The sequence below is a fragment of the Ruegeria sp. AI3 genome (assembly GCF_056541245.1).
In genome coordinates, this window is record NZ_JBQFYA010000002.1 from 219,799 (window position 1) to 235,277 (window position 15,479).

Below are 15,479 nucleotides of genomic sequence, written 5' to 3' on the forward strand. Positions count from 1 at the left end.
AGGTTTCGGTTGCTGTATATCTAGTCCCTATGATGACGCCCTATCGCCTGCACTATGCCCCTGACAACGCCTCGCTGGTGATCCGGCTGGTGCTGGATGAAATGAATCAGCCCTATGAGACGGTGCTGGTTGATCGTCGTCAGAACGCGCAAGACAGCGCAGCCTACCGAGCGTTGAACCCGAACGGGCTGATCCCGGTTCTCGAAACCCCTCAGGGGCCGATATTCGAAACGGCTGCCATTCTGCTGTGGCTGTCCGACAGCCATGGGCAACTTGCGCCCGCGTCTTCCAGCCCTGACCGGGCCGCCTTTCTGAAATGGCTGTTTTTCGCGTCAAACACGCTCCATGCCGATCTGCGCATCCTGTTCTATGCCGAGAAATACATAGACCCAGGACAGGCCGAGACCCTGCGGGCCGGAATACGCCCAAGGCTGCGCACTCATCTGAAAATTCTGGACGCGGTCGCCGCACAGGCTCCGGACTGGCTCAGCGCTGATCAGCCGTCAGTTCTGACATACTATATCGGCTGCATGATGCGGTGGATGGCGCTCTACCCATCCAATGCGGACCGCAGCTGGTACCAACTCGCCGATACGCCCTATCTTCAGCGCATCCTGGCAAAGCTAGAGATGCGTCCCGCAACGCGAACGGCAACAGCCGCCGAAGGTCTTGGGGCCACGCCGTTCACCTCACCTATCTATGCCAACCCTCCAGAAGGCTCAGCTATCTGACATGTTTCTCTCTGTCTTCGATATGTTCAAAGTGGGCATCGGCCCGTCCTCATCCCACACCATGGGCCCCATGGTGGCCGCCGGGCGTTTTCTGGACATGATGCGTGCATCGCCGTTTGAATTTGCCGGGCTGCGCGGCTCACTACACGGCTCGCTGGCCTTTACCGGAGTGGGTCATGCCACCGACCGCGCCACCATCCTTGGCCTCGCCGGTTTCGTGCCGGACACATATGACAACGACAAGGCCGAGGCCGCGCTGGCAGCGATTGCGGAAACGCACACGGTAACGCCTGAAGGACTACCGACGCTGACCTTCAACCCCAAGACCGATCTGGTCTTTGACTACGATCACAATCTGCCCGGCCACGCCAACGGTATGATCCTGATGGCGACCGACGCGCAGGGCGATGTGATATTGCGGCAGGTCTTCTACTCGATCGGCGGCGGCTTTGTTCTGACCGAAGAGGAACTGACCGCTGGCAAGGCCACCGACGAAGGCGCCCCGGTGCCCTTCCCCTTCAAATCCGCCGTCGAGATGTTGGAGATGGCAAAGTCCAGCGGCAAGTCCATTGCCGAAATGAAACGCGCCAACGAAATCGCACGTGGCTGCGCGGATAGCTTTGCCAAAGGCTCTGCCCGGCTGTGGCAGGTGATGGACGACTGTATCGAGCGTGGCCTGACCACCGATGGCATCCTGCCCGGCGGCCTCAGCGTGCGTCGCCGTGCCAAGGGTATCTATGATGCGCTGATGGCCGAGCGCGGTATGAACCTGACCGCGCCGCACACAATCAACGATTGGATGAGCGTCTATGCCATGGCCGTGAACGAGGAAAACGCGGCCGGAGGTCAGGTGGTCACCGCGCCAACCAACGGCGCGGCGGGGGTTCTGCCTGCGGTACTGCGCTACTACCTCGACCACGTGCCCGGCGCATCCGAAAGCCATATTGAGGATTTCCTTCTGACCGCAGGTGCCATTGGGGGGTTGGTGAAATTCAACGCCTCGATCTCAGGGGCTGAGGCTGGATGTCAGGCCGAGGTAGGCAGTGCCTCGGCGATGGCGGCGGCTGGTCTTTGCGCCGTCATGGGTGGCACGCCCGAGCAGGTGGAAAACGCCGCTGAAATCGCGCTTGAACACCATCTGGGTATGACCTGCGATCCGGTTGCAGGGTTGGTTCAGGTGCCGTGCATCGAGCGAAACGGCCTTGGCGCGATAAAGGCCGTTTCGGCCGCGTCGCTTGCATTGCGCGGGGATGGGCAGCATTTTGTGCCCCTAGATGCGGTGATCGAGACCATGCGTCAGACCGGGCATGATATGCATGAGAAGTACAAAGAAACCTCGTTGGGTGGTTTGGCCGTAAACGTCCCGAACTGCTGAGGTGAGACAGGAGGTGGCGAAATGCGAGGACATTGTTTGTGTGGCAAGGTCGCGTACGAAGTTGATCCTCCGGTCTTGTCCTGCGTCTCCTGCCATTGCGACAGTTGCCGCCGCCAGTGTGCCGCTCCGATGACGACTTATTTCGGGGTGCGCGACGGCCAATGGCGCTGGACCGGAGAAGAACCGAAGCGCTTCAACTCTTCGCTTGGGGTCGAGCGGAGCTTCTGTCCGCATTGTGGAACTCCGATCTCATTTCGGTCGACCAAGATGTCGGACGTTCTTCACCTCTATGTCGCGACGCTAGAGAGCCCCGAAGCCCTAGAGCCAACTCTTCATGTGTCACATGAAGAGAAGCTGAGTTGGCTGAAACTGGGCGATGATTTGCCCACCTGCATCGGCCCGGACTACACCAAGGTTCAACCCCTGCCGGAGGCTTGAGAACAGAGCTTTTCTCGGCCCCGGGAAACAGCTAGCGTCGCGGCCATGACTCAGGATCGTCCCGTATTCGGCATCGTACTGATGCTTGGTTTCTGCGTGCTTGCCCCGATGGGGGATGCGCTGGCAAAGCTGTTGGGGGAAACAACCCCGCTGGCGCTGTTGGTCTTCGTGCGTTTTGCCATTCAGGCGGCGATCCTTGTGCCCTTGGTCGCGATGACCGGCAGGCCATGGCGCATGCGGGGCCGTATTCTGCGGCTGACCGTGATCCGCACGCTTTTGCACATCGCTGGCATCACCGCGATGTTCTCGGCGTTGCAATTCCTGCCCCTGGCTGATGCGGTCGCCATCGCCTTCGTGATGCCCTTCATCATGCTGCTGCTCGGAAAATACATACTGAACGAAGAGGTCGGGCACCGCCGCCTTGCGGCCTGTATCGTCGGGTTCGCCGGAACCCTTCTGGTCATTCAACCCAGCTTCGCCGAAGTCGGTGTACCCGCGCTTTTGCCGCTGATCGTTGCAGTTGTTTTTGCCTTGTTCATGCTGGTCACGCGCCAGATCGCCAAAGAGACCGACCCGATGTCGCTGCAGGCCGTCTCGGGCGTGTTTGCCACGATCCTGCTACTGCCGCTTCTGATCTGGGGAACGCAGTCTGAGATCTGGGAGCTCTCGTTCACCCTCCCCTCGGGCAACGAACACTGGCTGCTTCTGTCTATCGGGATACTGGGTACTTTCGCCCATCTGTTTATGACATGGTCGCTGCGCTATGCGCCTTCGGCAACGCTGGCACCGATGCAGTATCTTGAGATCCCCGTCGCCACCCTGATCGGCTGGCTGATCTTTCACGACCTGCCGAACGGTCTGGCTGCGCTTGGCATCCTGATCACGATCGCCGCAGGGCTCTATGTTATTCTGCGCGAGAGGGCCACGGCGCGCTCAGCCCCGACTGAAACGCCTGCATGACTTGATCCAGAGCGCTACGAGGTACCATCACCAACATTCCCGGGCCGTCCATCTGAAGCTCAACCTTTGAAATGACACGGTTCGAGGTGCCCACCTGCCCGCTCGGATCGAAGTGAAGCCCCTCGATCGGCCACTCCAACCCGCGGCTGCGCCCGGTGACATTTTTCAGAGGAAAGAGAGAAACAACTGCGCCCGGCGTCAGATCCAACACGATGCTGGGCGGCGCATGGAACACGACCTCATGCGCGCCGATCAGAACACACGCCTTGTCCGGATACCGGACCAGAGTGTTCAAGACCGCCAATTGATGGTCCAGCCGCCCTCCCAAAAATCCAGCCCCTAACACCAAAGGGGCGTGCACGTTCCGCAGTGCCTTGTCGAAATCCGTGCTGTCCTGTTCCGCAATCGGAAAAAGGCGATCCTGAGGAATACGAGTTCTGATTTCAGGGGACAACGAATCGAAATCACCAATCACGGCATCCGGAATCCGCCCCGAATCGACCAGAACCGAGGCTCCACCATCCGCCGCAACCGCAATTGTGACGCTATTCAGCACCAAATTCAGGTCTTCAGGGCCGATCTGCCCCCCTCCAAACAGCCCGATTGGGCCACTTGAACGTACAATTGCCCCATTTTTTCTAAGATTGATCATTTTTCCCGGATTTGGACACATTGAGACCACAAAATGATAGGTTCATGCAGTTAGTTCCGAGTCGATCGGGTTGCCCCTGTCCGGGCGGATCGGCTCAGTTAGTTTGTAAAGGACGCATGTCTGATGGTACAGAACAACAAGGTATTGACCGTTTCCTATGGGACTTTCTCGTGCACTTTGGAAGGGTTCGATGACTCTTTCGAGACTATGAAAGCCATAGCAGAATACTTCCGCGATCTTGCGGCGGAAGACAGATACTTTGGATCTGAACCCCCGCAACCTGACGCCGAAATGCTGACGCGGATTGCACAGCGCGACAACGTGCAACAGGTTGAAGCGCGCCCAAGCGATACCGGCCTGCTTCTGCGCGCCACGGAAACACCCCCCCGTATTGAAACGCCCCCCGCCCCTGAAGCGACCCTGCCACAGGATAACGCCATGCCCCAATCGCCCGATCTGAATGTTGTCCAGCCGACCCCCTCTGCGACACCTGAAACAGACACTGCCGCATCTTTCTTTTCCGAAGCTGCGCCGGTCGATGCCGACGCGGACCCGGCGCCCGATAGCCTGGCCGCCAAGCTGCAACGTATCCGCGCGGTTGTTTCCCATTCGGACGTGGATACGGACAACTATGCCGAGGAAGAGGTCGCCCCCCTAACGGCCGACACCCCGGCGCCGATGGACGCTGTCTCAGCCGCCTTTGCAGCAGGTTCGCTGAGCCCCGAAGATCTGGCCCCTCAGGCCCCGGCCCCTACCGAGGCACCTGCCGTCGAAGCCGTTGAAGAGGCACACGCGCCGGAACTGCCGGATGCGCCAGCCATGGAATCGGCGCCGCTTGATTTGCAAGATGAGACCCCAATGCAAATCGAGTTTAAAGACTCAGAGGAAGAAGAGGCCCCCGAGGTGATCTTCGACGAAGACGTCGAGACGGCAACCGATAACAGCGATGAGATTGAGAATGTCCTCAGCCCGGCAGACGAAACGGAAGACGATCAGCAAGGTGTTCTGACCGCTGAGGATGAAGAAAGCCTGTTCCTCGAGATTGACGAGATCGAAGAGGAAATGGATGCGCAAGCGACCGTGGCGTCCTCGGATCTGGATCAGGATGTCTCGCGCCTGATGGCAAAAGCAGATGAGCAGATGGACGACCCGGCCGCTAGCGGCACACGTGAGGCCTATTCCCATCTGCGTACGGCCGTTGCTGCAACCTCGGCGGAAGATGTGGCCAAGCAGGCCGCGACTGATGAAGAGTATCGTGGCGATTTGGCCTCGGTCGTCAGCCCTCGCCGCCCAGACGATGTTCAGGTCACCAGCAAACGCCCTGATGCAGACATGGCGGCCCCTCTGAAGCTGGTCGCCGAGCAGCGTATTGACGCGCCCAACGCGGATACTGGCCCGGTGACCCCCCGCCGTGTCACCTCGGATCAGTCCGAGGACGCGTCAGAAGAAAGCGGCTTTGCACAATTTGCACAGGATCAGGGCGCGCAGTCTCTGTCCGACCTTCTCGAAGCGGCTGCGGCGTACTTGTCCTTCATCGAAGGGCAGGAACAGTTCTCGCGCCCGCAATTGATGAACAAGGTCCGCTCGCTGAAACAGGATGAGTTCAATCGCGAAGAAAGCCTGAAGTCTTTCGGACAGCTTCTACGCGACGGCAAAATCGAAAAAGCCGGCGGAGGGCGCTTTGCGGCCTCAAGTGACATCGGATTTCGCCCGGAAGGTGAACGCGCCGTAGGCTGATATCCTTTTTGCCGCTATCGAGAGTGGGTCGGAGATTTCTTCGACCCATTTTTCTTGCACTTTCGCTATGAAATCCCGTTGCGGACATGATGCCGCTATGCTGCATTGCAGAAAAATGATATCTTCTGAGTAAAGGTAACAGATCTTTAAGTTCGTGTTCAAATCAAGGCTCCGCCATGTATGAACTACCAATTCGACGCCTCAGAGCATTCGACAAGCCCAAAATAGAAAGCCATTTCAAGAGCCTCGATGCAGAAGCACTGACATCTCGATTTGGCGTACCGGTCAGCCCGGCCTTTGTTGAGAATTATCTCTCAGGCATATTCAAAAATTCTGCGCTGGTATTTGGCGCGTTCCCCGATTCCTGCCTGCGCGGCGTCGGAGAATTGCGGGCTGTTCCGGACAGCCACAACCACGTGGCTGAACTTGCCTTCACCGTTGAAACCGTCTGGCAGGACCTAGGGATCGGCGATGCTCTGCTGTCGCGGATAGTCACTGCTGCCCGCAATCGTGGATTTCGCGAAGTCCATATGTTGTGCCTTGCCACCAATCAAAAAATGCGCCGTCTGGCTGCAAAACACGAGGCCGAGCTGAAACTGACGACAGGACAGATTGAGGCGACCCTGACAGCGCCCTGGCCCACCCCCTTCAGTGTCGCCGAAGAAATCTCGGGCGAGTATCATGCCATGGCCCGAGCTATTCTAAGCTGGCCGGGAAACGATCGGCGAACCGGCTAGGGTCAGACAAAGACGCGTAGCGCCTTCGACGACCAAATGCGTTCTTTGAACCCGACAGCCCGAAGCTGAAACTTCGGACTTGCCCTCATCTCACTGTCTCGGTGTCGCGCAGGGAAATGACACGAGCCTGTGACCCAAGCAGAGATACTGATCAATCGGACTTTTGGTCCGGGTCTTCTTTCCCGACGCCCTTGAACACGAACTTGAAGGGCAAAGCCCACAGGATGCCCAACGCCACGTAAACCAGCAGCTCAAGCCAGATCGGAGGACGATCCAACCAATTCACCACCGTGACCACGGCGACAATATAGACAGGCAGGCCGATCACTAGAATGAACAGAGACCAACGCCTGCGCGCCTTGTAGCTGAGCCCGGGTGTCTTGTCGTCAGACATCAGTCTGCAAACGGGTCGGTCACCAGAATGGTGTCGTCCCGCTCCGGGCTGGTGGACAGCAGCGCCACTGGGCATTCGATCAACTCTTCGACCCGGCGCACGTATTTGATCGCGTTTGCGGGCAGATCCGCCCAACTGCGCGCGCCTTCGGTGGATTCGCTCCATCCGGGCATCTCTTCGTAGATGGGCGTGCAGCGCGCCTGCTGATCGGCGGCGGTCGGCAGATAGTCCAGACGCTCACCATCCAACTCATAGCCTGTGCAGATCTTGAGTGTTTCGAAACCATCCAACACATCGAGCTTGGTGAGAGAGATCCCGTTCACCCCGCTCGTTGCACAGGTCTGACGCACCAGACAGGCATCGAACCATCCGCAGCGGCGCTGACGGCCAGTAGTCGTGCCGAACTCATGCCCACGCTCGCCCAGTCGCTGACCATCGGCATCCTCAAGCTCGGTTGGGAACGGCCCCTCACCCACGCGGGTTGTGTAGGCTTTGACGATCCCAAGCACGAAGTCGATCGAGCCCGGCCCGATCCCCACACCTGTCGCCGCTTGACCAGCGATCACATTCGAGGACGTCACAAAAGGATAGGTGCCAAAGTCGATATCCAGCAGCGCACCTTGCGCGCCTTCGAAAAGGATACGTTTGCCCGCCTTGCGTTTTTCGTTGAGAACCTTCCAAACCGGCGCCGCAAAAGGCAGAATTTCCGCTGCAATTTCTTTGAGCTGCGCCAGGAGAGCATCGCGGTCAACAGGTTCAATCCCAAGACCTTTGCGCAAAGGATCGTGGTGCTGCAACGCACGATCAACACGGGCTTCCAGCGTCGCCTCGTCGGCAAGATCGGCAACACGCACCGAACGGCGTCCGACCTTGTCTTCGTATGCGGGGCCAATCCCGCGCCCCGTGGTACCAATCTTTGTCCCTTTGCTCGCTGCTTCCTCGCGCGCGCGGTCCAACTCACCGTGGATCGGCAGAATCAGAGGGGTGTTCTCGGCAATCATCAGCGTCTCGGGCGTGATCTCAACGCCCTGAGCGCGGACAGTCGCGATTTCTTTGACCAGATGCCACGGGTCCAGCACCACGCCATTGCCGATCACGCTGAGCTTACCGCCGCGTACTACGCCCGAGGGCAACGCATGCAGTTTGTAAACCTCGCCATCAATAACCAGAGTGTGGCCGGCATTGTGCCCGCCCTGAAAACGCGCGATCACGTCTGCCCGCTCGCTGAGCCAGTCGACGATCTTGCCTTTTCCTTCGTCACCCCATTGGGCGCCGACAACAACCACGTTGGCCATATCCGGTCCTTTTCGCGAAAAGATATCAAACTCGGCTGATATAACGAGGCTCAGACGGTAGGGAAACCGATATTTCGCCGCATCTGCAAATCGCGCTGCGCGCAATGCCTCCGGCGGGGATATTTTTAGCCAGATGAAGTACGGATCCCCTGCTTCATCTGGCCGAAAATATCTCGGGGGAGTCGCCAAAGGCGGCGGGGGCAGCGCCCCCAACTCGCTTTACGGCAAACGGACCGGTTTACCATGAGGCGTGGTCAGATAAGCTTCTTCCCAAGCTCCCTGCAGCAAGGTGACCTCATCCGAGCGTGCATCCCCTTGTTCAGCCAACAGGGCTTCAAGGGTTTCAAGCCATGCTTGGAAGTAGTCATCCCCGCCATCCAGCTCTTTGTTCAGACCGTTCCGTTTCAACGTGTGCGAAAACCGGTCTGCCCAGTTGGGCCAGTCAAAACGCCCCGCCTCGTTCAGCGCGACGGTGACCGCAAAGACCTGCGCATGCCAGGGTTCTGAGAACACAGGCTCCGGCGCGGAGGCTGTGATGCAGCTGCTCATGCAGGCTCCAGATAGGATTGCCAAAGGTCCAGCACCACTTCGTCCTTGGGGTGTTCCGGATCGGCCCATAGCTCGGACGCCAGGAAAGATACGGCATAGAGAGGCTCTGGGGCCTCTCCCAGCCCGTGGGCGTTAGAATCAGGCAGAACGTGCGTGCCGTGCATGTGAAGGATCCGCCCTTGAGCACCAGCGGCGTAGTTCGGCAAACGTGTGTGTCCACCATCCACCAAACGGTTCGCGGCGGGTCGCACTGTTTTCACCATCTGTCCGACCTCGAACTGCGTCGCGATGTTCGAGTTGCGGTCCGCAGGGCCGCCTTTGGCCAATGCAGCTGCGACGGCTTGCGCTTTCAACATGCGGTCCGCCAGTGGATGATCCTCGACCGAGGCTTCTCCACGCAGGTCTTCGAGGGTCAGCACCCCTTTGGCGACCAGCAGATCAGCCAGCCCAGAGATCCATTTCTCATAGTAGGAAAACCGGGTGTAGTCCTTCGGCGACAGCTGCTCACGCGCGTGGCGCGATGTGTCAATGTTCCATTGCCCCAAAAAGCCCGAGGCCAGCGTTACGGCCAAGGCCCGCGCGTGCCAGTCTTCGGCAAAGATGGGAGCGTCTTCAGCTTCCGGGTTGATCGGGCCGTCTCCAAACCGCCCTCCCATATCGTGAACGCGCGTCATGATGCCTCCTTGGGCAGGCCCGTGCCGATCATGCTGTCGCGCGTGACCAAAGCCGCGAGTTCCTCTTCGCCCAACCCTTCAGTCCCCTCGGGACGCATGGGCAACACAAGATAGCGAATCTCGGCCGTGGAGTCCCAGACGCGTACCGCTGTGTCCTCGGCGAGCGTCACACCAAACTCAGCCAGAACCTTGCGCGGTTCGCGCACGGCGCGGGCACGGTAGGCGTCGGATTTATACCAGCCGGGCGGGATACCAAGCAGCGGCCACGGATAGCAACTGCAAAGCGTACAAACGACCATGTTGTGCTGCTCCGGTGTGTTTTCGACCACCACCATATGTTCGCCTTGACGACCATAGTAACCAAGCTCGGCGACAACCGGCGTTGCATCTTCAAGCAATGCGGCTTTGAACGCAGGATCGCTCCAGGCCCTGGCGACAACGCGCGCGCCGTTTTGCGGGCCAATCTTGTTCTGGTAGGTGTCGATGATTTCATCCAGCGCCGCCGGGTCGATCAACCCCTTCCGGGTCAGAATCGTTTCGAGCGCTTTGACGCGCAGCGCGGGTTCGGGGGGCAGCAAGGCGTGCGGGTGGTCAGAATGATCATGAGGCATGACCGCAGGGTGCGCCAAGCCTGACCGATCTGTCCAGTCCCTTTGGCGTGATGTGCAACATCATCACCTGTGATGCCAACTCGTGACTTGCCCCCAGAACCAAACTTGCATAAGTACCACGCGATACACGCCACGCTGTACAGGACCACCATGGAAAACGTCGTTCTCATCATCCATCTTCTTCTGGCTTTGGGCCTGATCGCCGTCGTTCTGATGCAGCGGTCCGAGGGTGGCGGTCTTGGCATGGGTGGCGGTGGCGGCGGCGCCATGACAGGCCGCGCAGCTGCAACGGCCCTGGGCAAAGTGACATGGATCCTGGCTGCCTGCTTTATCGTCACCTCGATCACCTTAACGATTCTGGCAGCGCAGAAGTCCTCGGGCAGCTCGGTCATCGACCGTTTGGGCGTTCCGGCTCCGGCCGCGACTGAAGAAAGCGCACCTGCAGTTCCGTCTGCAGATGACCTGCTGCCTCCGGCACAGGGCGACAACGCTCCGCTGATCCCGCAGGCCGACTAAGCCACAAAACCTAGAAACCTGAAAGAGAACTGCAACAGCATCTTGCGGTTCTCTTGCGCTATTGGCGCGAATCCTTTATACGTGAAGTCCCGTGATGCAGCGGTTTTTCGGAACCGTCGGGCAGCTGATATTGACGTCTCACGGGAGCAGCCGAAAAAACATGGCGCGTTTTATTTTCATCACTGGTGGTGTGGTTTCGTCCTTGGGTAAAGGACTGGCCTCGGCGGCCCTGGGATCGCTGTTGCAGGCCCGGGGATACTCGGTGCGTCTGCGCAAGCTAGACCCCTATCTGAACGTCGATCCTGGCACCATGTCGCCTTTCGAGCATGGCGAGGTTTTCGTCACCGATGATGGCGCTGAAACCGACCTGGACCTTGGTCACTATGAGCGCTTCACCGGTGTGGCCGCGCGCAAGACCGACTCGGTCAGCTCGGGGCGGATCTATTCCAACGTGTTGGAGAAAGAGCGCCGCGGAGATTACCTCGGCAAGACCATTCAGGTGATCCCGCACGTCACCAATGAGATCAAGGACTTCATCGCCATTGGCGAGGATGAGGTCGATTTCATGCTGTGTGAGATCGGCGGCACAGTGGGCGATATCGAAGGTCTGCCCTTCTTCGAAGCCATCCGTCAGTTCAGCCAGGACAAGCCGCGCGGTCAGTGTATCTTTATGCACCTTACCCTGCTGCCTTACATCAAGGCCTCGGGTGAGCTGAAAACCAAACCGACCCAGCACTCGGTGAAAGAGCTGCGCTCGATTGGCCTGGCCCCCGATATTCTGGTTTGCCGGTCCGAGGGGCCGATCCCCACGAAAGAGCGTGAGAAACTGGCCCTGTTCTGCAATGTGCGACCCGATAGTGTGATCGCTGCGCAGGACCTGTCCACCATCTACGACGCGCCTCTGGCCTATCATAAGGAAGGTTTGGATCAGGCGGTTCTGGACGCGTTCCAGATCAGCCCTGCCCCCAAGCCCGATCTGGCCAAATGGGAGGACGTCAGCGACCGCATCCATAACGCCGAAGGCGAGGTGAAGGTTGCCATCGTGGGGAAATATACCCAGCTGGAAGACGCCTATAAGTCGATTGCCGAGGCGCTGACCCATGGCGGCATGGCGAACCGCGTCAGGGTCAAGATCGAATGGGTCGATGCCGAGGTGTTCGACCACGAAGATGCCGCCCCCTATCTGGAAGGCTACCACGCCATCCTCGTCCCCGGCGGCTTTGGCGAACGCGGCACTGAAGGCAAGATCAAAGCCGCGCAATACGCGCGCGAGCACAAGGTTCCGTATCTGGGCATCTGTCTCGGCATGCAGATGGCTGTGATCGAAGCCGCGCGCAATGCGGCTGGTATCACCGAGGCGGGCTCGGAAGAGTTCGACCACGAGGCAGGTAAGAAACGGTTTGAACCGGTGGTCTATCATCTCAAGGAATGGGTGCAGGGCAACCACAAGGTCGAACGCAAAGTGGGCGACGACAAGGGCGGCACCATGCGCCTTGGCGCCTACAACGCGGTTCTCGCCGAAGGGTCGAAAGTTGCGAATGTCTATGGCGGCACTCAGATCGAGGAACGCCACCGCCATCGCTATGAGGTCGACATTAAATATCGCGAGCAGCTTGAAAAAGCGGGCCTTAACTTCTCGGGCATGTCCCCCGATGGCCGCTTGCCCGAGATTGTCGAATGGTCGGATCACCCGTGGTTCATCGGCGTTCAGTATCACCCCGAGCTGAAATCCAAGCCGTTTGACCCGCATCCCCTGTTCCGCGACTTCGTGCGCGCGGCCAAGGACAGTTCTCGACTGGTCTGATCCGGTCGCTGCAACGTGATGTACCGACACAATTAAGCGCTTAGGATTCTGGCGTCATGGGATTAACTGTTGATCGAGTTTCGACAGGAGATACCCCATGACGACCCAAGCCCAACGTGCTGAAACCTTCACGCGCCTGCATATCAAAGGCGACCCGGTCATCCTGTTCAACATCTGGGACGCGGGCAGCGCCGCCGCGGTGCGCGATGCAAGCGCGCAGGCGATCGCAACAGGCAGCGCTCCGGTCGCGATGGCGCAAGGCTATGCGGACGGTCAGCACATCCCGCTGGAAGCCGCGCTGGACAACGCAAAGCGCATCGTCAGCGCTGTTGATCTTCCCGTAACCCTGGACTTTGAAGGGGCTTATGCCGTCGATCCTGCAGGCATCGCCGACAATACGGCACGGGCGTTGGATTGCGGTGTTGTTGGCTTCAATTTTGAGGATCAGATCGTTGGGGGGGACGGCCTTCACACCATTCCCGATCAAGCCGCGCGAATCGAGGCGATGCGCAAGGCCTGCGACGCGGCCGGTATTCCCGCCTATATCAATGCCCGCACGGACATTTTCCTGAAAGCACCGGCCGACACGCATGATTCTGCGATGCTTGAAGATGCCATAGCCCGCGCTTCGGCCTTCCAATCTGCAGGGGCCAGCGGGTTCTTTGCCCCCGGCCTGAAGGACGAGGCCATGATCCGACAGCTGTGTCAGGCCACCGAGTTACCGGTCAACATCATCGCTCTGCCGGGAACACCAGACTCAGCGACACTCGCCAAGATCGGCGTGGCCCGGATAAGCTACGGCCCGGTGCCCTATCGCCAGATGATCGCATGGCTAACCGAACAGGCGCGTGGGGCCATCGGCTACGCCGGATAAGCGCAGCTTGCAATTTTTACGCAAACTTCGCACCTTGCGCTAAACCGATACGGGAGAGCTGCATGAGCAAAGGCTACTGGGTGGCCCATGTCGATGTCGACGATATGGAGACATACAAGAACTATATCGCAGCGAATGCAGAACCTTTCTCCACCTATGGCGCCCGCTTTCTGGTGCGCGGCGGCTCACGCGAGGTCAGAGAGGGCGCAGCACGGGCACGAACGGTCGTGATCGAGTTTCCCAGCTACGAACAGGCTCTCGCCTGTTACGAAAGCGAAGGCTACCAAAAGGCCAAAGCACTGCGCGATCCTGTCTCTCTCGGCGATCTTGTGATCATTGAGGGCTATGACGGGTAGTCTCAACTTGGCGCGCCACAAAATATGGATTAGATTGGCCTCATGTTGAAAAAATTCTTCCAAGCGTTTCGACCGCCACAGACAGAACACCTGCCCGACCCCGACGCTGAACTGGCGCTGGGTGCGTTGATGGTGCGTGTTGCGCAAGCGGACCGGGACTACAAACTGGAAGAGATCAGCCTGATTGATCGCATTCTGGCCCGCCTCTATCAGCACAACGCGATCGAGGCCGCCAAAGTCCGCGCCACCTGCGAGAAACTGCACGCAGCTGCACCGGAAACCGACACGTTTGGCAAGTTGATCCGCGAAACCACCGACCTGAACGAACGCCTCGCCGCGCTGGACGCGCTGTGGGAGGTTGTGTTGGCCGATGGTGACACGGATGAGGGTGAGATCAAGATCGTTGAAGAGGCCCGCATGGCGATGGGACTCAGCTTCAACGACAGCAAATCCGCCCGTGAACGCGTGCAAAGCCGCTTGGAAGCTCACTAACCTGCCTCTATATCTGTCTCATGTTTCGTGATTTTCTGTCCCGGCTGACACAGCCTGACCCCGACCCTCTGGCCGAAGATGACGCCCGCCTAGCGCTGACGGCGCTTTTGGTACGCATCGCCCGGTCCGACAATGACTACGCCGACTCGGAAATGGCCCGAATCGACAAGGTCTCGGTAGAACGCTATGGACTGTCGCCTTTTGAGGCCGCTGGCCTGCGCGCCCGCGCCGAAGACCTTGAGGCCGAGGCCCCCGACACCGTCCGCTTCACCCGCGCCATCAAAGAGGCCGTCGCCTACGATGACCGCCTAGCCGTTGTGCAGGCCATGTGGTCGGTCGCCCTCGCAGATGGGCAAAGGACTGGCGAGGAGGATTCGCTGCTGCGCCTTGTCGTCAGCCTATTGGGTGTCAGCGATGTGGATTCAGCCCTCGCCCGTCAGAAGGCAGCCAAAGCGTGACAGCGATGCTGGGCATGTATGACATGCCCGCCCTGCGCGCCTCCAATAATCGCTTCTGGGATCTGATCAGGACGCATTTGGGGTTCGGTCCCGCCAGTCTGGAGCGGTCGCGCGATTTCTGGGCAATTTGGCGCGATCCCGATCTGATCTTTGCCCAAACCTGCGGCATGCCCTACCGAACGCAGCTTCATGACGCGGTGCAACTGATCGGCACGCCGGACTATGGTCTGCCCGGCTGCCCCGCAGGTTACTACAGATCCGTCTTTGTCGCCCGCGCCGATGATCCGCGCAGTCTGGCGGAGCTGACGGACGGGGTCTTTGCCTATAACGAACCCCTCTCTCAATCCGGCTGGTCCGCGCCGATCACCCATTTGTCCCGAATGGGGCTTGCACAGAAACACCTGCAGCAAACCGGAGCGCATGCCAATTCGGCCCAAGCCGTGGCCGAGGGCATGAGCGATTTCGCCGCGCTCGATGCGCTGACCTGGGAGCTTCTCAAGGCGAATACCGATCTGGGAGACGCATTGCGCGACGTTGCCAAAACCGAACCGACCCCCGGACTGCCCTATATCACGTCGAAATCGCAGGATGCGCCTCGGATCGCAGCCGCGGTTCAGGCCGCCATTGATGAACTGACGGATGAGGATCGAGGCAATCTGCGCATCCGTGGGTTGATCAAAATTCCCGCAAGCGCGTACCTCGCCATTCCAACTGCGCCTTCGCCCGAAGCACAGTTGCGCAGCAGCTAACCAATTTGATCACGACCTTTGGTCATTTTGATTGATTCCCCGCTCGAATCTGTGTTTTGCGCATTGCATTGCGCCGG

19 protein-coding genes are annotated in these 15,479 nt (G+C 59.2%); 13 read left to right on the forward strand and 6 right to left on the reverse strand.

All coding sequences use genetic code 11. The annotated features are described in order from the left end of the window. Positions 1 to 29: 29 nt before the first annotated feature. From ACRZ95_RS04855 to ACRZ95_RS04870, 4 genes are read left to right on the forward strand one after another with little or no spacing between them, the layout of a single operon-like run. On the forward strand, positions 30 to 731 hold the full coding sequence (locus ACRZ95_RS04855) for a glutathione S-transferase family protein (protein ID WP_170677851.1): 702 nt from the start codon (positions 30 to 32) through the stop codon (positions 729 to 731). 1 nt (position 732) lies between these two features. Next, on the forward strand, positions 733 to 2,106 hold the full coding sequence (locus ACRZ95_RS04860; protein ID WP_170677559.1) for an L-serine ammonia-lyase: 1,374 nt from the start codon (positions 733 to 735) through the stop codon (positions 2,104 to 2,106). A 21-nt stretch (positions 2,107 to 2,127) separates the two neighbouring features. Continuing rightward, positions 2,128 to 2,544, forward strand: coding sequence for a GFA family protein (locus ACRZ95_RS04865; protein WP_170677557.1), 417 nt, complete (start codon positions 2,128 to 2,130; stop codon positions 2,542 to 2,544). Between the two features lie 45 nt (positions 2,545 to 2,589). Then, on the forward strand, positions 2,590 to 3,504 hold the full coding sequence (locus ACRZ95_RS04870; RefSeq protein WP_170677555.1) for a DMT family transporter: 915 nt from the start codon (positions 2,590 to 2,592) through the stop codon (positions 3,502 to 3,504). On the opposite strand, the gene ACRZ95_RS04875 is transcribed toward ACRZ95_RS04870, so the two are convergent. After that, on the reverse strand, positions 3,449 to 4,156 hold the full coding sequence (locus ACRZ95_RS04875) for a thiamine diphosphokinase (protein ID WP_170677553.1): 708 nt from the start codon (positions 4,154 to 4,156) through the stop codon (positions 3,449 to 3,451). The genes ACRZ95_RS04870 and ACRZ95_RS04875 overlap by 56 nt on opposite strands. A 123-nt stretch (positions 4,157 to 4,279) precedes the next feature. Between ACRZ95_RS04875 and ACRZ95_RS04880 the strand changes: the two genes are divergently transcribed. Both ACRZ95_RS04880 and ACRZ95_RS04885 read left to right on the forward strand, forming a co-directional pair. Beyond that, positions 4,280 to 5,893 (forward strand): hypothetical protein, encoded by a 1,614-nt coding sequence (locus ACRZ95_RS04880; RefSeq protein WP_170677551.1) that lies wholly within the window; start codon positions 4,280 to 4,282, stop codon positions 5,891 to 5,893. A gap of 176 nt (positions 5,894 to 6,069) precedes the next feature. Next, on the forward strand, positions 6,070 to 6,630 hold the full coding sequence (locus ACRZ95_RS04885) for a GNAT family N-acetyltransferase (RefSeq protein WP_170376311.1): 561 nt from the start codon (positions 6,070 to 6,072) through the stop codon (positions 6,628 to 6,630). 151 nt (positions 6,631 to 6,781) lie between these two features. On the opposite strand, the gene ACRZ95_RS04890 is transcribed toward ACRZ95_RS04885, so the two are convergent. From ACRZ95_RS04890 to nthA, 5 genes are all read right to left on the reverse strand, one after another. Further along, a complete protein-coding gene (locus ACRZ95_RS04890; RefSeq protein ID WP_170470166.1) occupies positions 6,782 to 7,024 on the reverse strand; it encodes a DUF2842 domain-containing protein in 243 nt (80 codons plus the stop codon). After that, on the reverse strand, positions 7,024 to 8,319 hold the full coding sequence (locus tag ACRZ95_RS04895) for an adenylosuccinate synthase (RefSeq protein WP_170487726.1): 1,296 nt from the start codon (positions 8,317 to 8,319) through the stop codon (positions 7,024 to 7,026). Before ACRZ95_RS04895 ends, ACRZ95_RS04890 begins: the two co-directional genes overlap by 1 nt. A 219-nt stretch (positions 8,320 to 8,538) precedes the next feature. Beyond that, a complete protein-coding gene (locus ACRZ95_RS04900) occupies positions 8,539 to 8,868 on the reverse strand; it encodes a nitrile hydratase accessory protein (RefSeq protein WP_170677550.1) in 330 nt (109 codons plus the stop codon). Next, a complete protein-coding gene (gene nthB, locus ACRZ95_RS04905) occupies positions 8,865 to 9,542 on the reverse strand; it encodes a nitrile hydratase subunit beta (RefSeq protein ID WP_170677548.1) in 678 nt (225 codons plus the stop codon). Before nthB ends, ACRZ95_RS04900 begins: the two co-directional genes overlap by 4 nt. Then, on the reverse strand, positions 9,539 to 10,153 hold the full coding sequence (gene nthA / locus ACRZ95_RS04910) for a nitrile hydratase subunit alpha (protein ID WP_170677546.1): 615 nt from the start codon (positions 10,151 to 10,153) through the stop codon (positions 9,539 to 9,541). The genes nthB and nthA overlap by 4 nt, the downstream gene beginning before the upstream one ends. A gap of 150 nt (positions 10,154 to 10,303) precedes the next feature. On the opposite strand from nthA, the gene secG reads away from it, so the two are divergent. The 7 genes from secG (at position 10,304) to ACRZ95_RS04945 (ending at position 15,402) form a co-directional block, all read left to right on the forward strand. Further along, positions 10,304 to 10,669, forward strand: coding sequence for a preprotein translocase subunit SecG (gene secG / locus ACRZ95_RS04915; protein ID WP_170376300.1), 366 nt, complete (start codon positions 10,304 to 10,306; stop codon positions 10,667 to 10,669). 160 nt (positions 10,670 to 10,829) lie between these two features. Next, complete coding sequence (locus ACRZ95_RS04920) at positions 10,830 to 12,473, forward strand: CTP synthase (RefSeq protein WP_170487733.1); 1,644 nt, start codon at positions 10,830 to 10,832, stop codon at positions 12,471 to 12,473. Positions 12,474 to 12,570: 97 nt separating this feature from the next. After that, a complete protein-coding gene (locus ACRZ95_RS04925; protein ID WP_170677544.1) occupies positions 12,571 to 13,347 on the forward strand; it encodes an isocitrate lyase/PEP mutase family protein in 777 nt (258 codons plus the stop codon). 62 nt (positions 13,348 to 13,409) lie between these two features. Further along, positions 13,410 to 13,703 carry a DUF1330 domain-containing protein gene (locus ACRZ95_RS04930; protein WP_170677542.1) on the forward strand — a complete coding sequence of 98 codons (294 nt, stop codon included), beginning with the start codon at positions 13,410 to 13,412 and terminating at the stop codon, positions 13,701 to 13,703. A 42-nt stretch (positions 13,704 to 13,745) separates the two neighbouring features. Beyond that, a complete protein-coding gene (locus ACRZ95_RS04935) occupies positions 13,746 to 14,195 on the forward strand; it encodes a tellurite resistance TerB family protein (RefSeq protein ID WP_170470193.1) in 450 nt (149 codons plus the stop codon). Between the two features lie 20 nt (positions 14,196 to 14,215). Next, positions 14,216 to 14,653, forward strand: coding sequence for a tellurite resistance TerB family protein (locus ACRZ95_RS04940; protein ID WP_170487737.1), 438 nt, complete (start codon positions 14,216 to 14,218; stop codon positions 14,651 to 14,653). A 5-nt stretch (positions 14,654 to 14,658) separates the two neighbouring features. Continuing rightward, on the forward strand, positions 14,659 to 15,402 hold the full coding sequence (locus ACRZ95_RS04945; protein ID WP_170677849.1) for a PhnD/SsuA/transferrin family substrate-binding protein: 744 nt from the start codon (positions 14,659 to 14,661) through the stop codon (positions 15,400 to 15,402). The last annotated feature ends 77 nt before the right edge of the window (positions 15,403 to 15,479 follow it).